This window comes from Streptomyces sp. NPDC050504 (genome assembly GCF_044458065.1).
Lineage (GTDB): Bacteria > Actinomycetota > Actinomycetes > Streptomycetales > Streptomycetaceae > Streptomyces.
The window spans coordinates 751,383-769,322 of sequence record NZ_JBITHO010000003.1; the positions used below are offsets into that span (position 1 = coordinate 751,383).

General features: G+C 70.3%; 21 protein-coding genes. 10 read left to right on the forward strand and 11 right to left on the reverse strand.

Features of this window, described 5'->3' with window-relative positions:
* Nucleotides 1–63: 63 nt before the first annotated feature.
* Entirely contained in the window at nucleotides 64–1,182 is a 1,119-nt protein-coding gene (locus ACIBNE_RS14250; RefSeq protein ID WP_399271486.1) for a lipid II:glycine glycyltransferase FemX, read from the reverse strand.
* Nucleotides 1,183–1,323: 141 nt separating this feature from the next.
* On the reverse strand, nucleotides 1,324–1,638 hold the full coding sequence (locus ACIBNE_RS14255) for a hypothetical protein (RefSeq protein ID WP_399271485.1): 315 nt from the start codon (nucleotides 1,636–1,638) through the stop codon (nucleotides 1,324–1,326).
* A gap of 264 nt (nucleotides 1,639–1,902) precedes the next feature.
* Between ACIBNE_RS14255 and rpsF the strand changes: the two genes are divergently transcribed.
* The 4 genes from rpsF to rplI all read left to right on the forward strand — a co-directional run bounded on the left by rpsF (nucleotide 1,903) and on the right by rplI (nucleotide 3,614).
* Nucleotides 1,903–2,193, forward strand: coding sequence for a 30S ribosomal protein S6 (gene rpsF, locus ACIBNE_RS14260; RefSeq protein ID WP_006604399.1), 291 nt, complete (start codon nucleotides 1,903–1,905; stop codon nucleotides 2,191–2,193).
* A 73-nt stretch (nucleotides 2,194–2,266) separates the two neighbouring features.
* Entirely contained in the window at nucleotides 2,267–2,869 is a 603-nt protein-coding gene (locus ACIBNE_RS14265; protein WP_399271484.1) for a single-stranded DNA-binding protein, read from the forward strand.
* Nucleotides 2,870–2,912: 43 nt separating this feature from the next.
* A complete protein-coding gene (rpsR, locus tag ACIBNE_RS14270) occupies nucleotides 2,913–3,149 on the forward strand; it encodes a 30S ribosomal protein S18 (protein WP_005315025.1) in 237 nt (78 codons plus the stop codon).
* Nucleotides 3,150–3,167: 18 nt separating this feature from the next.
* Nucleotides 3,168–3,614: a 50S ribosomal protein L9 gene (rplI, locus tag ACIBNE_RS14275; RefSeq protein WP_399271483.1), complete on the forward strand. Its 447-nt coding sequence runs from the start codon at nucleotides 3,168–3,170 to the stop codon at nucleotides 3,612–3,614.
* 88 nt (nucleotides 3,615–3,702) lie between these two features.
* On the opposite strand, the gene ACIBNE_RS14280 is transcribed toward rplI, so the two are convergent.
* Nucleotides 3,703–5,040: an MATE family efflux transporter gene (locus tag ACIBNE_RS14280; RefSeq protein WP_399271482.1), complete on the reverse strand. Its 1,338-nt coding sequence runs from the start codon at nucleotides 5,038–5,040 to the stop codon at nucleotides 3,703–3,705.
* A 424-nt stretch (nucleotides 5,041–5,464) separates the two neighbouring features.
* Here ACIBNE_RS14280 and dnaB point away from each other — a divergent pair, with 424 nt between their 5' ends.
* Together dnaB and ACIBNE_RS14290 are read left to right on the forward strand one after the other, a co-directional pair.
* Entirely contained in the window at nucleotides 5,465–6,931 is a 1,467-nt protein-coding gene (dnaB, locus tag ACIBNE_RS14285) for a replicative DNA helicase (protein WP_399271481.1), read from the forward strand.
* A gap of 105 nt (nucleotides 6,932–7,036) precedes the next feature.
* Complete coding sequence (locus tag ACIBNE_RS14290; protein ID WP_399271480.1) at nucleotides 7,037–8,422, forward strand: serine hydrolase domain-containing protein; 1,386 nt, start codon at nucleotides 7,037–7,039, stop codon at nucleotides 8,420–8,422.
* A gap of 91 nt (nucleotides 8,423–8,513) precedes the next feature.
* On the opposite strand, the gene ACIBNE_RS14295 is transcribed toward ACIBNE_RS14290, so the two are convergent.
* Nucleotides 8,514–8,981 carry a GNAT family N-acetyltransferase gene (locus ACIBNE_RS14295; RefSeq protein WP_399271479.1) on the reverse strand — a complete coding sequence of 156 codons (468 nt, stop codon included), beginning with the start codon at nucleotides 8,979–8,981 and terminating at the stop codon, nucleotides 8,514–8,516.
* Nucleotides 8,982–9,019: 38 nt separating this feature from the next.
* Nucleotides 9,020–9,478: a MarR family winged helix-turn-helix transcriptional regulator gene (locus tag ACIBNE_RS14300; protein ID WP_399271478.1), complete on the reverse strand. Its 459-nt coding sequence runs from the start codon at nucleotides 9,476–9,478 to the stop codon at nucleotides 9,020–9,022.
* A 143-nt stretch (nucleotides 9,479–9,621) separates the two neighbouring features.
* On the opposite strand from ACIBNE_RS14300, the gene ACIBNE_RS14305 reads away from it, so the two are divergent.
* Nucleotides 9,622–10,890: an MFS transporter gene (locus ACIBNE_RS14305; protein WP_399271477.1), complete on the forward strand. Its 1,269-nt coding sequence runs from the start codon at nucleotides 9,622–9,624 to the stop codon at nucleotides 10,888–10,890.
* On the opposite strand, the gene ACIBNE_RS14310 is transcribed toward ACIBNE_RS14305, so the two are convergent.
* Together ACIBNE_RS14310 and ACIBNE_RS14315 are read right to left on the reverse strand one after the other, a co-directional pair.
* The gene (locus ACIBNE_RS14310) at nucleotides 10,821–11,681 is read right to left on the reverse strand and encodes a GNAT family N-acetyltransferase (protein ID WP_399271476.1); all 861 of its coding nucleotides are present in this window, start codon (nucleotides 11,679–11,681) and stop codon (nucleotides 10,821–10,823) included. The genes ACIBNE_RS14305 and ACIBNE_RS14310 overlap by 70 nt on opposite strands.
* Nucleotides 11,682–11,686: 5 nt before the next feature.
* A complete protein-coding gene (locus tag ACIBNE_RS14315; protein ID WP_399271475.1) occupies nucleotides 11,687–12,232 on the reverse strand; it encodes a DUF2269 domain-containing protein in 546 nt (181 codons plus the stop codon).
* A gap of 76 nt (nucleotides 12,233–12,308) precedes the next feature.
* On the opposite strand from ACIBNE_RS14315, the gene ACIBNE_RS14320 reads away from it, so the two are divergent.
* Together ACIBNE_RS14320 and ACIBNE_RS14325 are read left to right on the forward strand one after the other, a co-directional pair.
* A complete protein-coding gene (locus ACIBNE_RS14320; protein ID WP_399271474.1) occupies nucleotides 12,309–12,935 on the forward strand; it encodes an HAD family hydrolase in 627 nt (208 codons plus the stop codon).
* A gap of 171 nt (nucleotides 12,936–13,106) precedes the next feature.
* Complete coding sequence (locus ACIBNE_RS14325) at nucleotides 13,107–14,246, forward strand: globin domain-containing protein (RefSeq protein ID WP_399271473.1); 1,140 nt, start codon at nucleotides 13,107–13,109, stop codon at nucleotides 14,244–14,246.
* 46 nt (nucleotides 14,247–14,292) lie between these two features.
* On the opposite strand, the gene ACIBNE_RS14330 is transcribed toward ACIBNE_RS14325, so the two are convergent.
* The 4 genes from ACIBNE_RS14330 to ACIBNE_RS14345 all read right to left on the reverse strand — a co-directional run bounded on the left by ACIBNE_RS14330 (nucleotide 14,293) and on the right by ACIBNE_RS14345 (nucleotide 17,501).
* A complete protein-coding gene (locus ACIBNE_RS14330) occupies nucleotides 14,293–14,772 on the reverse strand; it encodes an NUDIX domain-containing protein (RefSeq protein WP_399271472.1) in 480 nt (159 codons plus the stop codon).
* 62 nt (nucleotides 14,773–14,834) lie between these two features.
* Nucleotides 14,835–15,731, reverse strand: a complete 897-nt coding sequence (locus ACIBNE_RS14335; protein WP_399271471.1) for a LysR family transcriptional regulator — start codon at nucleotides 15,729–15,731, stop codon at nucleotides 14,835–14,837.
* Nucleotides 15,732–15,948: 217 nt separating this feature from the next.
* Nucleotides 15,949–17,118 carry a cystathionine gamma-lyase gene (locus ACIBNE_RS14340; protein ID WP_399271470.1) on the reverse strand — a complete coding sequence of 390 codons (1,170 nt, stop codon included), beginning with the start codon at nucleotides 17,116–17,118 and terminating at the stop codon, nucleotides 15,949–15,951.
* Nucleotides 17,119–17,123: 5 nt separating this feature from the next.
* A complete protein-coding gene (locus tag ACIBNE_RS14345) occupies nucleotides 17,124–17,501 on the reverse strand; it encodes a phage holin family protein (protein WP_399271469.1) in 378 nt (125 codons plus the stop codon).
* A 51-nt stretch (nucleotides 17,502–17,552) separates the two neighbouring features.
* On the opposite strand from ACIBNE_RS14345, the gene ACIBNE_RS14350 reads away from it, so the two are divergent.
* Nucleotides 17,553–17,870: a cupin domain-containing protein gene (locus ACIBNE_RS14350; protein ID WP_399271468.1), complete on the forward strand. Its 318-nt coding sequence runs from the start codon at nucleotides 17,553–17,555 to the stop codon at nucleotides 17,868–17,870.
* Nucleotides 17,871–17,940: the final 70 nt, after the last annotated feature.

Consider the following 17,940-nt stretch of genomic DNA (forward strand, 5'->3'; position numbering starts at 1 on the left):
CCGGAACCTTTCTGGTGGCAGCGGTGTACAAGAGGTGTGAACAGGAACGAGATTAAGGAATGCTCACCGGCGCGACATGTAGATGTCGAGTGCCTTGTGGAGCAGCTTGTTGAGCGGGAAGTCCCACTCGCCGACGTACTCCACGGCCTCGCCGCCCGTGCCGACCTTGAACTGGATCAGGCCGAAGAGGTGGTCGGTCTCGTCGAGCGAGTCCGAGATGCCGCGCAGGTCGTAGACGGTCGCGCCCATCGCGTAGGCGTCGCGCAGCATCCGCCACTGCATCGCGTTCGAGGGCCTGACCTCGCGGCCGATGTTGTCGGACGCGCCGTAGGAGTACCAGACGTGCCCGCCGACGACGAGCATCGTGGCGGCGGACAGGTTCACGCCGTTGTGGCGCGCGAAGTACAGCCGCATCCGGTTGGGGTCCTCGGAGTTGAGGACCGACCACATGCGCTGGAAGTACGACAGGGGGCGCGGGCGGAACTTGTCGCGCACGGCGGTGATCTCGTAGAGCCGCTGCCACTCGGCGAGGTCCTCGTAGCCGCCCTGGACGACCTCGACGCCGGCCTTCTCGGACTTCTTGATGTTCCGCCGCCACAGCTGGTTGAAGCCCTTCAGGACCTCGTCGAGCGAGCGGTTGGCCAACGGCACCTGGAAGACGTAGCGGGGCTGTACGTCGCCGAAGCCCGCGCCGCCGTCCTCGCCCTGCTGCCAGCCCATCTTCCGCAGCCGGTCGGAGACCTCGAAGGCGCGCGGCTCGATGTACGAGGCCTCGACGTCGCGCAGGCGCTTCACGTCGGGGTTCTGGATGCCGGACTTGATGGCCGCGGAGTCCCAGCGGCGGATGACGACCGGCGGGCCCATCTTCACGGAGAAGGCGCCCTGCTGCTTGAGGTGGGCCAGCATCGGCTGGAGCCACTCGTCGAGGTTGGGCGCGTACCAGTTGATGACCGGGCCCTCGGGGAGGTACGCGAGATAGCGCTTGATCTTGGGCAGCTGCCGATAGAGCACCAGGCCGGCGCCGACCAGCTGGCCGTTCCTGTCGAACCAGCCGAGGTTCTCCGAGCGCCACTCCGTCTTCACATCGGCCCATGCCGGAACCTGGCAGTGGCTCGCCGACGGCAGGCTCTGGATGAATGCCAGATGCTGCTCTCGGCTGATGGTCCTCAGGGTCAGGCTCATGCGGGGCGCTCCTCGGCAGGTGTGTCCCCATGGGTTCAGGGGCTCCGGCTCTCGCGCCGAAGCCTACTGTGACCGGGGAGCGCCCCGACTGGCCGTATGGGGGCGGGCCGCGGACGGCCCGTCCGTGAGGGGTGGCGGTGGCTAGCCGACCACCCCGCCGAAGAGGCCGCCGTGGGCCATGCCGAGGAAGAAGCCGACGCCCGCGGCGCCGAGCCCGACGACCAGTGCGAACCGCTCGCGGGTCGTCACCGAGATGAACTGTCCGTACGCCCCCGTGAGGATTCCCACCAGCCCTGACCAGGAGCTGAGCAGGTGGAGGTTGTGGAACTGGGCCGTCACGAAGGAGAGGACGCCCAGGACGAGGGTGACCGCGACCAGGGTGTCCTGGAGCGGGTGGGGTTTGCCGTCCGTGGCGAAGAGGGAGACGGAGGGATTGGGTCGCATTGCCTGTGCCATCGGGCACCTCCTGCCGGAAGCGGCGCATCGTAACGCCGCGCACATCCGATGTGTACAGATTGCGGCCGATGACCGTTGGATTTCAACCGGAACCGGGTGTGCGGGTACTCTGTACGGTCTGCACCGGTGTCTGCCCTGCCCAGAGTCACGATCGCCCTCTTCGAGCGTCGATTGTCAGTGGCGGCCGATACCGTTGCTCACGCATCACGACCCTCCTGCCACGGAACGACCGTGGCCGCTGAGTCCAAAGGAGGTGGGTTCCACATGCGTCACTACGAGGTGATGGTCATCCTCGACCCCGATCTGGAGGAGCGCGCTGTCTCCCCCCTGATCGAGAACTTCCTCTCCGTCGTCCGTGAGGGCAACGGAAAGGTCGAGAAGGTCGACACCTGGGGCCGTCGTCGTCTCTCGTACGAGATCAAGAAGAAGCCCGAGGGCATCTACTCGGTCATCGACCTGCAGGCCGAGCCTGCGGTCGTCAAGGAGCTCGACCGCCAGATGAACCTGAACGAGTCGGTCCTCCGGACCAAGGTCCTCCGCCCCGAGACCCACTGAGCTTCTAGCTCAGAGGTCATCGGGTTCGAGTAGCAGCAAGCAGCCAGAAGCAATCCCGCCGAGAGGTTCACCCATGGCAGGCGAGACCGTCATCACGGTCGTCGGCAATCTCGTCGACGACCCCGAGCTGCGCTTCACCCCGTCCGGTGCGGCGGTCGCGAAGTTCCGTGTCGCGTCCACTCCCCGCATCTTCGACCGGCAGACCAACGAGTGGAAGGACGGCGAAGGCCTGTTCCTCACCTGCTCGGTCTGGCGTCAGGCGGCGGAGAACGTCGCGGAGTCGCTCCAGCGAGGCATGCGCGTCATCGTGCAGGGCCGGCTGAAGCAGCGGTCCTACGAAGACCGTGAGGGCGTCAAGCGCACGGTCTACGAGCTGGACGTCGAGGAAGTCGGCCCCAGCCTCAAGAGCGCCACGGCCAAGGTCACCAAGACGTCCGGTCGCGGTGGTCAGGGCGGCCAGGGTGGTTACGGCGGCGGTGGCGGCCAGCAGGGCGGCGGCAACTGGGGCGGCGGCTCCGGTGGCGGCGGCCAGCAGGGTGGCGGCGGTGCTCCCGCCGACGACCCGTGGGCCACCAGCGCCCCGGCCGGCGGCGGTCAGCAGGGCGGCGGCGGTGGCGGCTGGGGTGGAAACTCCGGCGGCTCCGGCGGCGGCTACTCGGACGAGCCGCCCTTCTAGGGCAGCTCGTACCCCCACTTCTTGATCACACAGGAGAAACACCATGGCGAAGCCGCCTGTGCGCAAGCCTAAGAAGAAGGTCTGCGCGTTCTGCAAGGACAAGACCGCTTACGTGGACTACAAGGACACGAACATGCTGCGGAAGTTCATTTCCGACCGCGGCAAGATCCGTGCCCGCCGCGTGACCGGCAACTGCACGCAGCACCAGCGTGACGTCGCCACGGCCGTGAAGAACAGCCGTGAGATGGCGCTGCTGCCCTACACGTCCACCGCGCGATAAGGGAAGGGTGACCGAAAAATGAAGATCATCCTCACCCACGAGGTCTCTGGCCTCGGTGCCGCTGGCGACGTCGTCGACGTCAAGGACGGGTACGCCCGCAACTACCTGGTCCCGCGCGGTTTCGCGATCCGCTGGACCAAGGGCGGCGAGAAGGACGTGGCGCAGATCCGCCGCGCCCGCAAGATCCACGAGATCGCCACCATCGAGCAGGCCAACGAGATCAAGGCCAAGCTCGAAGGCGTGAAGGTGCGTCTGGCCGTTCGCTCCGGCGACGCCGGCCGTCTCTTCGGCTCCGTCACCCCGGCCGACATCGCCTCGGCGATCAAGGCTGCCGGTGGCCCGGACGTCGACAAGCGCCGCGTCGAGCTCGGCTCGCCGGTCAAGACCCTGGGCTCGCACCAGGTGTCGGTGCGCCTGCACCCCGAGGTTGCCGCTCAGGTCGGCGTCGAGGTCGTTGCCGCGTAACGCAACGCTCGGCAGAGCATGAGCAGAGAGGGCCGTACCCCCGCCGGGGTACGGCCCTCCCGCTGTTTCACGTGAAACATGACCGCTCTCAGCGCGTGGCGCCCGTGACGATCCAGCGGCCCGAGCGGGCCCGTAGCCAGAGCGTCACCAGGCGGACCGCCATCATCAGGGTCATCGCCCACCACAGGGCCGTGAGGCCACCGCCGAGCGTCGGTACGAGCAGGGCGGCCGGGGCGAAGACGGCCAGGGTCACCAGCATCGCGCCCGCCAGGTACGGCCCGTCCCCCGCGCCCATCAGCACGCCGTCGAGCACGAAGACCACGCCCGCGACCGGCTGGGAGACGGCCACCACCAGGAGGGCCGGGAGCAGTGCGTCCTGGACCGCCCGGTCGCTGGTGAACAGCGGAACGAACAGCGGGCGGGCGAGCACCAGCAGCGCCCCCAGCACCACGCCGGAGACGACGCCCCACAGCACCATGCGGCGGCAGACCTCGCGGGCGCCGTCGGCGTCGTCCGCGCCCAGGTAGCGGCCGATGATCGCCTGGCCCGCGATGGCGATGGCGTCGAGCGCGAAGGCCAGCAGGCTCCACAGGGAGAGCACGATCTGGTGCGCGGCGATGTCCGTGTCGCCGAGGCGCGCCGCGACGGCGGTGGCGATCATCAGTACGGCGCGCAGCGAGAGCGTACGGACCAGCAGGGGGACGCCCGCCTGGGCGCAGGCCCTTATCCCGGCGGCGTCGGGCCGCAGCGATGCGCCGTGACGCCGGGCGCCGCGCACCACGACGACGAGGTAGACGGCGGCCATGCCGCACTGGGCGATGACGGTGCCCCAGGCCGATCCGGCGATGCCGAGGCCGACGCCGTAGACGAGGAGTGCGTTGAGAGCGGCGTTGGCCGTGAAGCCGCCGACGGCGACGTACAGGGGGGTGCGGGTGTCCTGGAGGCCGCGGAGCACTCCGGTGGCGGCGAGCACGATCAGCATCGCCGGGATGCCGAGGCTGGAGATCCGCAGGTAGGTGACGGCGTACGGGGCGGCGGTGTCGGAGGCGCCGAAGAGCTCGACCAGCCAGGGGGCGCAGGGCAGGGTGACCGCGATGACGGCGAGGCCGAGGAGCAGGGCGAGCCAGATGCCGTCCATGCCCTGCCGGATGGCTGCCTGCATGTCGCCCGCGCCCACGCGGCGGGAGACGGCGGCCGTGGTGGCGTACGCGAGGAAGACGAAGACGCTCACGGCGGTGGTGAGGAGGGCCGCGGCGACGGCGAGGCCGGCCAGTTGGGGGGTGCCGAGGTGGCCGACGACGGCACTGTCGACCATGACGAAGAGGGGCTCGGCGACGAGGGCGCCGAAGGCCGGTACGGCCAGCGCGATGATCTCGCGGTCGTGGCGTCTGCGAGGGGACTTCGACGCCGTGGGGGCCTGTGTCATGTGCTCAATCTAATCTTCCACAGGTAAGAGATGCAATGCGAGAGTGATCCTTACATCCTGGTGTGTCGCCCGCTCGTGTGTGCGCCGTTTGCAGTGATCTTGGCCCGGTCGGGAAAGTTTTTCTCCCCCACAGCCCGTGGATGGAAAAAGTGCAGGTCAGGGGCACTGTGCGAGGGCCGCTATGAGTTTGTCCACAGTGCTGTCCCCCGGTCCGTGCACAGTTTCCGCGGGGTTCTCCACAGAGTGGGGGCAGTCATCCACAGAGCCTGTGGATAACAAGATTGGCTGACGGTGCCCACGGGCCTAACGTGGACCGGCGCCCGACGCGCCGAAAACGGAGTCGGGCCGCTTGATTTGTCAGTGCCGTGCCGTAAGAAAGAGTGGCACGGCGAGGTCCGCGGAGCGGACGGGAGGAGGCGGGCCGGTGAGCATCTCCGAGCCTTTGGACGACCCCTGGGCAGAGAGCGGTCCCAGTGACCGTCTCCCCTCGCGCAAGCGCCGTGGGGAGGGCCGTGGCAGGGACGACCAGCACGACCGCGGCCGGGACGGCGACTGGGAGTCGGGCACCACGTTCGAGCGGGTGCCCCCGCAGGACCTGGACGCCGAGCAGTCGGTCCTCGGCGGCATGCTGCTCTCCAAGGACGCCATCGCGGACGTCGTCGAGATCATCAAGGGCCACGACTTCTACCGGCCCGCCCACGAGACGGTCTACCAGGCGATCCTCGACCTCTACGCCAAGGGAGAGCCGGCCGACCCCATCACGGTCGCGGCCGAGCTGGTCAAGCGGGGCGAGATCACCAAGGTCGGCGGGGCGCCGTATCTGCACACCCTCGTCCAGTCGGTGCCGACCGCGGCCAACGCCTCGTACTACGCGGAGATCGTCCACGAGCGAGCGGTGCTGCGCAGGCTCGTCGAGGCGGGCACCAAGATCACGCAGATGGGTTACGCGGCCGACGGCGACGTGGACGAGATCGTCAACTCCGCCCAGGCCGAGGTCTACGCCGTCACCGAGCAGCGCACCACCGAGGACTACCTCCCGCTCGGCGACATCATGGAGGGCGCGCTCGACGAGATCGAGGCGATCGGTTCGCGCAGCGGCGAGATGACCGGTGTGCCGACCGGCTTCACCGACCTCGACCAGCTCACCAACGGGCTGCACCCCGGTCAGATGATCATCATTGCCGCGCGTCCCGCCATGGGTAAGTCGACGCTCGCGCTGGACTTCGCCCGTGCCTGCTCGATCAAGCACAACCTGCCCAGCGTCATCTTCTCCCTCGAAATGGGGCGCAACGAGATCGCGATGCGCCTGCTGTCGGCCGAGGCGCGGGTGGCGCTGCACCACATGCGCTCGGGCACGATGACGGACGAGGACTGGACCCGGCTGGCGCGCCGGATGCCGGACGTCTCCCAGGCCCCGCTCTACATCGACGACTCGCCGAACCTGTCGATGATGGAGATCCGCGCCAAGTGCCGCCGCCTGAAGCAGCGGGCCGGCCTCAAGCTCGTGGTCATCGACTACCTCCAGCTGATGCAGTCCGGCGGCAAGCGGTCCGAGAGCCGTCAGCAGGAGGTCTCGGACATGTCGCGAAACCTCAAGCTCCTCGCCAAGGAGCTGGAGCTGCCGGTCATCGCGCTCTCCCAGCTGAACCGAGGCCCCGAGCAGCGCACCGACAAGAAGCCCATGGTCTCCGACCTCCGTGAGTCGGGATCGATCGAGCAGGACGCCGACATGGTGATCCTGCTGCACCGCGAGGACGCCTACGAGAAGGAGTCGCCGCGCGCGGGCGAGGCGGACATCATCGTCGGCAAGCACCGTAACGGCCCCACCGCGACGATCACGGTGGCCTTCCAGGGCCACTACTCGCGCTTCGTGGACATGGCGCAGACCTGATCCGCGAGGTCGTGACGGCCGAGGGGCGGGCCCGCGCGCCCATGCGCGAGACCGGTGCTGAAAAGTAGTCGACTCCCGGGTTCGGCAGCGGTAGTTCTTGGGGGCATGACGTCGACTTTTGAAGAGCTGCTGCCCAGCACGGCACGGGCCCTGCTGCATCGGATCGCCACCGGACAGTCCGAAGGGCGCGTGCCCTCGCTCGTCGGGGCGGTGGTGCGTGACGGACGGATCGTCTGGACCGGCGCACGGACGTCGGTCGACGGACACGCGCCCGACGCCGACACCCAGTACCGCATCGGGTCCATCACCAAGACCTTCACCGCGGTCCTGGTGATGCGGCTGCGCGACGAGGGGCTGCTGGACCTGGAGGACCCGCTGGAGAAGTACCTGCCGGGCACGGGCGTCGGAGAGGTGACGATCGCTCAACTTCTCACCCACAGTGCGGGGTTGAAGGCCGAGAGTCCTGCGCCGTGGTGGGAGCGGAGCCCGGCGACGTTCCGCCCGGAGCTGTCGGACGTCCTCGGCGAGCAGCCCTTGATCAATCCCCCGGGCCGCCACCACCACTACTCCAACCCCGGTTACACCCTGCTCGGTCGGCTCATCGAGACGGTGCGCGGCGTGCCTTGGGAGGAGGCGTTGCGGGAGGAGGTCCTGGAGCCGCTGGGGCTGCACCGTACGAGCGCCCAGCCGCAGGCTCCGCACGCGGGTGCCTGGGCCGTCCACCCCTGGGCGGACGTGCTGCTGCCCGAGCCGGCCGAGGACCTCGGTCTGATGGCCCCGGCGGGACAGCTCTGGTCCACGGCGGAGGACCTGTGTGCGTTCGCGGTGTTCCTCGCCGAGGGCGATGACCGGGTGCTGTGCGCGGAGACGGTACGGGAGATGCGGAGTCCGGCGTCGCCGCCGCTGCCGGGCGGCTGGGACGACGGCTACGGCCTCGGGGTGCAGCTCGCCAGGGTGGAGGGCCGCTCGCTGTCCGGGCACACCGGGTCGCTGCCGGGCTTCCTGGCGGGTCTGTGGATGAGCGTGGAGGACGGGGTCGGCGCGGTGGTGCTGGCCAACGCCACTTCGGGGCCGTACGCCGGGGTGATCGCTGCGGACCTCGTACGGATCGTCGCGGAGGCCGAGCCCCGGATCCCCGAGCCCTGGCGACCGCTGCCGGCCGCCGAGGTCTGTGAGGAACTGCTGGCGCTCACCGGACCCTGGTACTGGGGCACTTACGCCTTCGGGTTGAAGGTGACTGGGGAGCGGGGAGTGGAACTGCGCCGCCTGGACGGGGGCGGTAGGGGGTCGCGCTTCGTCGCGCAGCCGGACGGGACCTGGAAGGGGATCGACGGCTACTACACGGGGGAGACGCTCCAGGTGATGCGACGGGAGGACGGCTCGGTGAGCCATCTCGACCTGGGGTCCTTCGCCTTCACGCGCGAGCCGTACGGGCCGGATGCGGATGTGGTGCCGGGCGGAGTGGACGAGGGCGGCTGGCGCGGTCTGTGATGTTTCACGTGAAACAGGGCGATGTTTCACGTGAAACACGACGTTCGGCCGTCGCTCCGTCAGGGGGCGGCGGCCGAACGCTTTCGGATCCTCAGAGAGTCAGTTTGAAGCCGAGGTGTGAGGCTTCGAAGCCGAGCCGCTCGTAGAAGCGGTGGGCATCGGTGCGGGTGGCGTCGGAGGTGAGCTGCACCAGCTGGCAGCCCTCGCTGCGGGAGGTGTCGACGGCCCATTCGATGAGCTGGGTGCCGAGCCCGCTGCCGCGCTCGTCGGAGTGGATGCGTACGCCCTCGATGATGGAACGGGTCGAGCCGCGCCGCGACAGCCCGGGGATGACGGTGAGCTGCAGCGTGCCGACGATCTTCTCCTCGGTCCCGGAGCTCCCGCGCACGGCGACGACGACGTGCTGGTTCGGGTCGTCTACCAGCCGGGCCAGGGCCGCGGTGTACGGGGCGAGGTCGTCCGGCGACTCCCGCTGGGCGCCCAGCGGATCGTCGGCGAGCATGGCCACGATGGCGGGAAGGTCATCGGCGGTGGCGGGGCGTATGCGTAGATCGCTCATGGGGTGGAGCGTACGCGGCCAAGATCGGCCCGGACCGCTCAGACGGGCACCTTCAGCTGCTCGACGGTCCGCACCAGCGGAGCCAGTTCGGGATTCTTGGCGGCCTCGTCGAGGGCTTCGCGCAGCGCCGTGTCATTGGTGGGCCTGGCCGCCGCGAGCAGCGTGAGGCCCGCCTCGGTGACATCGGTGTAGATCCCGCGGCGGTCGGTGTCGCAGAGGTAGCGGGTGAGCAGCCCGCGGTCTTCGAGCCGGGTGACCAGGCGGGTCGTGGCGCTCTGGCTGAGCACCACGGCATCGGCGACCTGGCGCATCTGGAGGTGGCCGCCGGGCCCGCTGTGCTGGCGGCTCAGGACGTCGAGCAGGGAGTACTCGCGCACGCTCAGCCCGTGCCGCGATTCGAGGGCCTTCTCGATGTGGGACTCGATCTTCCCGTGGAGCAGGGAGAGCGCGCACCACCCCTGGGAGAGGGCGGTGAGGGCCGGGTCGGTCGCTGCCATGGGGTCTCTCCTCCGTGCGGCGGGGCGCTGTGCCTTCAGGATAGGCGACTGCCGCAATAGCCCGCGCTTGCAATTAACCCGCGTCTGCAATTATTGTGAACGCTCGTAAGGCGCAGACGCAACCTCTTGGAAGGTGTCCTCCCATGCCGCTCGCGCTCCTAGCCCTGGCCATCGGGGCATTCGGTATCGGCACCACCGAATTCGTGATCATGGGGCTGTTGCCCGAGGTCGGCGCCGACTTCGGCGTCTCGATCCCCACCGCCGGATTCCTGGTCACGGGCTATGCGCTGGGCGTCGTCCTCGGGGCTCCGCTCATGACGGTCCTGGGCACCCGCGTCAGTCGCAAGCGCATGCTGATGCTGCTGATGGGCCTGTTCATCGTCGGCAACGTGCTCTCCGCCGTCGCCCCGGTCTTCGGCGTGATGCTGGCGGGACGCGTGGTCGCCTCCCTGGCACACGGAGCGTTCTTCGGCATCGGCTCCGTCGTCGCGGCCGGCCTGGTCGCCCCGGAGAAGAAGGCCGGAGCCATCGCCATGATGTTCACCGGTCTGACCGTCGCCAATGTGATCGGCGTCCCGCTGGGCACCTACATCGGCCAGAGCATCGGCTGGCGCGCCACGTTCTTCATCGTCGCCGGGCTCGGTGTCGTCGGCCTGCTGGGCGTCGCCAAGCTCATCCCCGAGCAGGCCGGGCCCGAGGACGTACGGCTGCGCCACGAGCTCGCCGCCTTCCGCAACGTCCAGGTGCTGCTCGCCATGGCGATGACCGTGCTGGGCTTCGGCGGGGTCTTCGCCGCCATCACCTACATCAAGCCGATGATGACGGACGTCGCCGGCTACTCGGACGGTGCCGTCACCTGGCTGCTGGTCCTCTTCGGCCTCGGCATGGTCGCCGGGAACCTCATCGGCGGGAAGTTCGCCGACCGCGCGCTGATGCCGCTGCTCTACGTGTCGCTGAGCGCGCTGGCCCTGACCCTGGCGCTGTTCACGCTCACCGCGCACCACCAGGTCGCCGCGGCCGTGACCGTCTTCCTGATCGGCGGGCTGGGCTTCGCGACCGTGCCGCCGCTCCAGAAGCGGGTCCTCGACCAGGCGTCAGGCGCCCCCACCCTGGCCTCGGCGGTCAACATCGGCGCCTTCAACCTGGGCAACGCGCTCGCCGCCTGGCTCGGCGGCCTCGTCATCGGCGCGGGCTTCGGCTATACCGCCCCCAACTGGGTCGGCGCGGTGCTCGCGGGATCCGCGCTCCTGCTCGCCGTGCTCTCCAGCACGCTGGAGCGCCGTGCCACCGCCAGCGCCACCGACGACGCCGTCGGCAGCAGGATCGTCGCGGGCTCCCCCGCTCAGCCCGCCGCCACGGTGAGCGGGGCGAAGCGACGGGTCCAGTCGCCCGGGAAGTCCGCGGTGCGATAGGCCATCATCAGCGTGGAGCCGGTCTGTTCAAGGCCGCTCCGCGCTGTCCAGTCGAGGAGCGCGGTGTGCCGGGCGTCGACGTCCAGCCGCAGCGGGGCCACGACGTTCGCGGCGATTCCGGCGATCAGCGCCTGCGCGGTTTCGGTGTCCCGGGCGACCAGCGGGCCGACGCACTGGGCGCGCCCGCTCGGCCAGGCCGCCGCGTAGCCGATCAGTTCGTCCCCGTCCCGGGCGACCCGCAGCTGGTCGGCGAAGGCGGGCAGCCGCGTGATCATGTGGGTGCGGTCCGCCCCGAAGACCTCCGCGTCCAGCCGGAGGATGGCCGGCAGATCGCCCGCGGTCGCCGCCCTGGTCGACACCGCGGGGGAGGCCCCGCCGGGCCCGGGGCGGAAGACGCCGCGCACCCGGACGGCCGGTCCCTTGTGGACGAAGCCGAGCTCCTCGTACAGCTGCTTCCCCGACTCCGTGGCGAACAGGGACAGCGGGGTGTCCCCGGTCGTCTCGATCACGTGCCGCATCAGACGGCGGCCGATGCCCTGCCGCTCGTACCGTCCGGCGACCAGCAGGACGCCGACGGCGGCGAGCTCGGAGCCGTAGGACGTCACCACGCACGAGGCGGCCAGGCCCTTTCCGTCCGGGGCGTCGATGCCGTAGCCGGTGCCCGCCGAGAGCAGGAGCCCCCATCTGTGCTCGTCGCGTTCCCAGCCCCGGTCCTCGGAGAGGTCGGCACAGGCGAGCAGGTCGCCCCTGGCCAGACGACGGACGGGCAGCGTGGTGAGCTCAGTCGGCATGAAGGTCAGGCTGTCTGACGCGTAGATCGTTCGTCCACCGTTTTCCGTGAACTCGCAGTGACGCGCAGCCTCCTGCCGCGCCGGGTCAGCCCCCAGGGCTTCAGCACGGAGATCACGGTCATGAAGACGTACGAGGTTAGCGAGACGATCGGGCCCATCACCAGGTCCCTGGGCTCGGCCAGGGGCAGGCCCGCCGAGGTGGTCTCGGCGGCCTCGGTGACGCCCGGCCGCAGCAGGAAGACCGAGAGGCCGGTCGTGACGAGGGTCAGCCAGAACTTCGTGAAGACCCAGTGGTACCGGGCGAGGCCCCAGGGCGTACCGAGCGAGAGCACCAGACCGCTCACCAGGGTCAGCAGGGCCAGCGGGACGACCAGCCAGTCGGCGAAGACCTTCATGGAGCGGCAGGCCGCCTCGACCATGGGACCGGAGTCCGTGGTGAGCGCGGTGACGGCCAGGGCGAGCAGCCCGAGCGAGAGCCCGAGCCAGGCCGCGGAGGCGGTGACGTGGACGGCGAGGAGGGCCCTGCGGGCGGGCCGCTTGAGTGGTTTCACGTGAAACACCGTGCCGGGCAGCGCGCCCGACGGCGTCTGACAGCGGGAGTAACCGCGTCTACTAGCCTCGGCGTACATGACGAGGCTGCACTTCTTCGACCTGGACGGGACGCTGATGCGCGGCTCGGCCGCCGCCGTGGAGATCTCCCGCCAACTGGGCCTGCTGGACGAGATCACCGAACTGGAACGGGACTTCGTCGAGCGGGGGCTCTCGCCCGGCGACTTCGCGGTACGGGCCAGGGAACTCTGGGCCGGACTCACCGAGGAGCAGGTGGCCGCGGCCTTCGCGGGCGCGCCGTGGCTGGCCGGGATCCAGGAGGTGTGGGCGGAGATCAGGGAGCGGGGCGAGTACTGCGCGGTGATCTCGCTGTCGCCGGACTTCTTCGTCGCACGGCTGCTGGAGTGGGGCGCCCACTGCGCACACGGCTCGCTCTGGCCCGCCGTACCGTTCACCGCCCCGGTGGACCCGGCGGGCATCCTCACCGCGGACGCCAAGGTGAGGGTCGCCGGGGAACTGCGGGCGCGCTTCGGCGTGGCTGCGGCGGACTGTGTGGCGTACGGGGACTCGATGTCGGACGCGAAGATCTTCCGGGCCGTGCCCGTGACGGTCGCGGTCAACGCGGACCACCATCTGACCGGGATCGCCACGCACTCCTACACGGGCGGTGACCTGCGCGAGGCGTACGGGCTGGTCCGCGACTGAGAGTCCGGGGAGCGGCCGGAGCACGCACCTCCCGAAACAGGGACGTACCGCACGGAAGCTTAATGGTCCGTACCGCTCCCCGACCCGGACTTCACGTTCTTCGCCCGCCGTGCCCCCGTCCACTGCGACTCTGCGGCCATGTGGTCCGTGCGAGCAAGGCGAGGCACAGCGATGAACGCTCCGGCCATCATGTCCGTCCGCAAGGAGCCCTCGTCCGACGCGGTGCGCATCCGCCGCACCCTGGAGGAGATAGCCCCCGACGCGGACAAGGTCACCTCGTACTTCTACGCCCTGCTCTTCATCCGCCACCCCGAGCTGCGCGTGCTCTTCCCCGGCGCGATGGACGCCCAGCGCGACCGGCTGCTCAAGGCACTGTTCACCGCGGCCGAGCACCTGGACGACACCGCGGTGCTCACCGGCTACCTGACGCGGCTCGGCCGGGGCCACCGCAAGTACGGCACGCGTCCCGTCCACTACCCGGCGCTAGGCGAGGCGCTGCTCTCGGCGCTGAGCCGGTACGCGGGCAGCAGCTGGGACGAGGAGACCGAAGGGGCCTGGGTCCGGACGTACACCACGATCTCCCAGATCATGATCGACGCGGCGGCGGACGACGAGGAGCGTTCCCCGGCCTGGTGGCAGGCCGAGGTGGTGGCGCACGAGCTGAGGACCGCCGACATCGCGGTGGTCACCGTCCGCCCCGATCAGCCGTACCCCTTCCTGGCCGGGCAGTACACCACGCTGGAGACGCCGTGGTGGCCGCGCATATGGCGGCACTACTCCTTCGCGACCGCGCCGCGTTCCGACGGGCTGCTGTCGTTCCACGTGAAGGCCGTCCCCGCGGGCTGGGTCTCCAACTCGCTGGTGCACCACGCCCGCCCCGGCGACGTGCTACGGCTCGGTCCGCCCGCCGGTTCGATGACGGTCGACCACACCACCGACAACGGCCTGCTGTGCCTCGGCGGCGGCACCGGGATCGCCCCGATCAGGGCGCTCGTCGAGGACGTCGCCGAGCACGGCGAGCGGCGGCCGGTCGAGGTGTTCTACGGCGCCCGCAGCGACCGCGACCTCTACGACATCGACACGATGCTGCGCCTCCAGCGCTCGCACCCCTGGCTTGAGGTGCGCCCGGTGGTCGACGACCGGGCGCGGTTCCCCGACGCGGTGCGCTCCTACGGCCCGTGGACCGAGTACGACGCCTACCTCTCCGGGCCGCCCGGCATGATCCGCAGCGGTGTCCACGCGCTGAAGGGCATCGGCATCCCGGACGAGCGCATCCGCCACGACGAGCTGGAGGAGCTGGTGGCGGGCTGAGGCGCGCGGCGCGCGAGGGGCCAGGCCCCGTGCGAAAGGGCCCGGCTCAGCCCAGGTCGGGGGCGTGCATGGCGCGCACGCCCTCGATGTTGCCGTCCAGGTAGTGCCGCAGCGACAGCGGTACGAGGTGGACGGCGGCGATGCCGACGCGGCTGAACGGCACCCGCACGATCTCGTACTCCCCGCAGGGCTCGTCGACCTCGGGGCCGTGCCGCCGCGAGGTGTCCATCGACTCCAGGCGGCAGACGAAGAAGTGCTGGACCTTCACCCCCGACACCCCGCCGTCCACGATGTGCTCGACGGTGTCGACGAAGCAGGGCACCACGTCGCTGATCTTCGCGCCGAGCTCTTCGTCGACTTCGCGGTGGAGGGCGTCGACGACGGTGGCGTCCTCGGCCTCGACGCCGCCGCCCGGGGTGACCCAGTACGGATCGACGCCGGGTTTCGTGCGCTTGATGAGGACGAGGTGGTCGCCGTCGAGCAGGATGGCGCGTGCGGTGCGCTTGACCACGGGACGTTCGGTCATGGCAAGAGAGTGGCCCGCCGGACGGCTTCTGAAACGCACCGGGGCCCCCGGTCGACCAGGAGTCACCAGTCGACGGCAGCGCGCAACAGCCATTCGTGCGCCCGCGTGAGGTGCGGAAGGGCGAGCGTGCCGGTGCGTACGACGAGGAAGTACGTGCGCAGCGGCGGCACCGGCGGGTCGAGCAGCGCCACCACCTCGCCGCGCTCCAGCGCCTCCTCGCACAGGTAGCGCGGCAGCACGGCGAGTCCGGCGCCCGCGGCCGCGCACTGGAGCACGGCCCGCAGGTCGGGGGCGATCACCGTGCCGGAGGCCGCGGGGCTGGAGTCGAAGACGGCGGCCCAGTAGCGGGCGACGAACGGCAGCGACTCGTGGACCTCGACCACCGGCAGCTGCTCCAGGACCAGGGCACCCTTCTGCCGCAGCACCTGCGGGCCGAGGCGGGCGGCCCAGCGGGGCGAGGCGACCAGCACGTGCTCCTCGTCGCAGAGCGGGGTCGCGGTGAGGAGTTCGCCGCGCGGCCGGGTGGTGGCGATGGCGAGGTCGTGGTGGCCGGCCGCGAGCCCGTCCAGGGTCTCGTCGGCGCCCGCGAAGAAGGAGGAGCGCAGGGTGAGGCCCTGGGAGAGCAGCGGGGTGAGGGCGGGCAGGGCGCGCAGCGAGGTGAACTCCGGCGGCCCGGCCAGGTGCAGGGTCCGTACGCCGGACTCCTCGTCCAGTCCCGTCTCGGCGATCTCCACGAGCGCGTCGAGGTGGGGCGCGGCGCGGTGGGCCAGTTCGTCGCCGATCGAGGTGGGGGTGACGCCGCGGGCCTGGCGGAGGAAGAGCGGGCGGCCCAGCTGTCGCTCCAGGGTGCGTATCTGCGAGGTGACGGCGGGCTGGGAGAGGCCGAGGAGGGCGGCGGCGCGGGTGAAGGAACCGGCCCTGTGCACCGTGACGAACGTGCGCAGCAGGGCGAGATCCATGGCCTGCCCTCCCGGTCACATCGGCGGCATCGGACAACGATAAATATGTCGATAGGTCTCTGTCGCTACTGTGATTGGACACTGACGCAGAGTCAACTAGCCTTGTTCAGGCGGTTCTTCGCGCGTGGAACCGGGGCGGTCCGAGCCAAGAGGGGGGAGGCTCGGACCGTCCGTTGTGTGTATCGCGGGCGAGCGCGGGGGCGTACGCCGGGCGTATTCAGCGCGCCGCCGCGTCCAGCGCGCCGACCACGTCGGCCAGCAGGTCCACGGGATCCTCCGCCCCCACCGAGAAGCGGACGAACCCCTCGGACACCGCGTCGCCGCCCCACCGTCCGCGCCGCTCGGCCGTTGAGCGCACGCCGCCGAAGCTCGTCGCGTCGTCGACCAGCCGCAGCCCGGCGAGGAACCGCTCGGCGAAGGCGCGGTCCGGCAGCTCGAACGAGACCACGGAGCCGTAGCGCCGCATCTGCCGGGAGGCGACGGCGTACGAGGGGTCGGACTCCAGGCCGGGATAGCGCAGCCCGGTCACCTCGCTCCGGCCGGACAGGGTGCGGGCGAGCTCCAGCGCGGTCGCGCACTGCCGGTCCACGCGCAGTTGGAGCGTGGCCAGCGAGCGGTGGGCCAGCCAGGCTTCCATGGGCCCCGGGATCGCTCCGACGATCTTGCGCCAGCGCCGCACCCCGGCGGCCAGCTCCGCGTCCCGGCAGGTGACGTGGCCGAGCAGGAGGTCGCCGTGGCCCGTGAGGCCCTTGGTGTCACTGGCGACCGCGAAGTCCGCGCCGAGCGCGAGCGGGCGCTGTCCGAGCGGGGTGGCGAGGGTGTTGTCGACGGCGACCAGCGCGCCCGCCGCGTGCGCCGCGTCCGCGAGGCGGCGCACGTCGCACACGTCGAGCCCGGGGTTGGACGGCGTCTCGATCCACAGCAGCCGCGCCCCTTCGAGCGCGGACAGTTGGGCGTCGCCCGCCGTCGGGGCGGTGCGCACCTCGACTCCGTACGCCGTCAGCTGCTCGCCCACCAGCGGCAGCGCCTGGTAGCCGTCGTCGGGCAGCACCACCGCGTCCCCCGCGCGCACCTGGGAGAGCAGTACGGCGGACACGGCGGCCATCCCGGAGGCGAAGGCGGTCGTGACGACGCTCTCGCCGGGCGCCTCCAGCTCGCCGATCGCCCGTTCCAGGGCGGTCCAGGTGGGGTTCTCGTCCCGGCCGTAGGTGTAGGGGCCGTCGGGTTCGCCGGGCAGGTGGTAGTGGGCGGCGAAGGCCGGGCCCGGGAGGGCGGGCCGGTTCTTCACCGCTTCGGGCAGGCCGGCCCGTACCGCCCTGGTGCCGTCCCCGTCCCGGGTTCCGCCGGTGCTTCCCGGGCGTATTCCGTCGCTGTCGTCGGCCGTCATCGCGGTCAGTCCCCGTCGGGCAGCACGACGTTGAGGGCCCAGGAGACGATCGAGATGATCAGGCCGCCGACCACCGCGGTCCCGAAGCCCTCGACGTGGAAGCTCAGCTCGAACGTGTCGGCGAGCCAGGAGGTCAGCAGCAGCATGAGGGCGTTGACCACCAGGGTGATCAGGCCGAGCGTGAGGATGAACAGGGGCAGCGTCAGCAGCTTCACGACGGGCTTCACGACGAAGTTCACCAGCCCGAAGAGCAGGGCGACGACCACCAGGGTCAGCGCCTTCCTGCCCGTGCTGTCGCCGGTCAGCGTGATGTCCTTGAGCAGCCAGATGGCCACCCACAGGGCTCCCGCGTTCGCGATCGTCTTGACTACGAAATTCTTCATGTGTCTGATCGTGGCAGACCTGATCAGAACAAGCGTTGGGGCGGACGGACGATGAAGGCATTCCGACTGGACGAGCTGGAGGCGGAGCGCGCCGCCAACGACGGTGCCTATCTGCAGTTCCTGCGGGAACGGAACATGTCGGTCGGCCTGTACGCGCTGGACGCGGGCGAGCTCGACCCGCAGAACCCGCACGACCAGGACGAGGTCTACTTCGTCGTCAGCGGCCGCGCGTCGATCACGGTGGGCACCGAGACGACGCAGGTGGGGCGGGGCAGCGTGGTCTACGTACCGGCGGGAGTGCCGCACAAGTTCCACCACATCACCGAGGACCTGAGGGTCATGGTGGTCTTCTCTCCGCCTGAGAGCTGATTCGGAACTCCGGATTCCCTAGGGGTCGGGTCAGGGGAGAGCGGGGGGCGCGAGGCCCCCGTCGGCCCCT

What these genes read in the sequence shown, in the direction of transcription:
- ACIBNE_RS14250 (WP_399271486.1), bottom strand. Translation starts at nt 1,182, where the DNA reads ATGAGCCTGACCCTGAGGACCATCAGCCGAGAGCAGCATCTGGCATTC.
- ACIBNE_RS14255 (WP_399271485.1), bottom strand. Translation starts at nt 1,638, where the DNA reads ATGGCACAGGCAATGCGACCCAATCCCTCCGTCTCCCTCTTCGCCACG.
- rpsF (WP_006604399.1), top strand. Translation starts at nt 1,903, where the DNA reads ATGCGTCACTACGAGGTGATGGTCATCCTCGACCCCGATCTGGAGGAG.
- ACIBNE_RS14265 (WP_399271484.1), top strand. Translation starts at nt 2,267, where the DNA reads ATGGCAGGCGAGACCGTCATCACGGTCGTCGGCAATCTCGTCGACGAC.
- rpsR (WP_005315025.1), top strand. Translation starts at nt 2,913, where the DNA reads ATGGCGAAGCCGCCTGTGCGCAAGCCTAAGAAGAAGGTCTGCGCGTTC.
- rplI (WP_399271483.1), top strand. Translation starts at nt 3,168, where the DNA reads ATGAAGATCATCCTCACCCACGAGGTCTCTGGCCTCGGTGCCGCTGGC.
- ACIBNE_RS14280 (WP_399271482.1), bottom strand. Translation starts at nt 5,040, where the DNA reads ATGACACAGGCCCCCACGGCGTCGAAGTCCCCTCGCAGACGCCACGAC.
- ACIBNE_RS14290 (WP_399271480.1), top strand. Translation starts at nt 7,037, where the DNA reads ATGACGTCGACTTTTGAAGAGCTGCTGCCCAGCACGGCACGGGCCCTG.
- ACIBNE_RS14295 (WP_399271479.1), bottom strand. Translation starts at nt 8,981, where the DNA reads ATGAGCGATCTACGCATACGCCCCGCCACCGCCGATGACCTTCCCGCC.
- ACIBNE_RS14300 (WP_399271478.1), bottom strand. Translation starts at nt 9,478, where the DNA reads ATGGCAGCGACCGACCCGGCCCTCACCGCCCTCTCCCAGGGGTGGTGC.
- ACIBNE_RS14305 (WP_399271477.1), top strand. Translation starts at nt 9,622, where the DNA reads ATGCCGCTCGCGCTCCTAGCCCTGGCCATCGGGGCATTCGGTATCGGC.
- ACIBNE_RS14310 (WP_399271476.1), bottom strand. Translation starts at nt 11,681, where the DNA reads ATGCCGACTGAGCTCACCACGCTGCCCGTCCGTCGTCTGGCCAGGGGC.
- ACIBNE_RS14320 (WP_399271474.1), top strand. Translation starts at nt 12,309, where the DNA reads ATGACGAGGCTGCACTTCTTCGACCTGGACGGGACGCTGATGCGCGGC.
- ACIBNE_RS14325 (WP_399271473.1), top strand. Translation starts at nt 13,107, where the DNA reads ATGAACGCTCCGGCCATCATGTCCGTCCGCAAGGAGCCCTCGTCCGAC.
- ACIBNE_RS14330 (WP_399271472.1), bottom strand. Translation starts at nt 14,772, where the DNA reads ATGACCGAACGTCCCGTGGTCAAGCGCACCGCACGCGCCATCCTGCTC.
- ACIBNE_RS14335 (WP_399271471.1), bottom strand. Translation starts at nt 15,731, where the DNA reads ATGGATCTCGCCCTGCTGCGCACGTTCGTCACGGTGCACAGGGCCGGT.
- ACIBNE_RS14340 (WP_399271470.1), bottom strand. Translation starts at nt 17,118, where the DNA reads ATGACGGCCGACGACAGCGACGGAATACGCCCGGGAAGCACCGGCGGA.
- ACIBNE_RS14345 (WP_399271469.1), bottom strand. Translation starts at nt 17,501, where the DNA reads ATGAAGAATTTCGTAGTCAAGACGATCGCGAACGCGGGAGCCCTGTGG.
- ACIBNE_RS14350 (WP_399271468.1), top strand. Translation starts at nt 17,553, where the DNA reads ATGAAGGCATTCCGACTGGACGAGCTGGAGGCGGAGCGCGCCGCCAAC.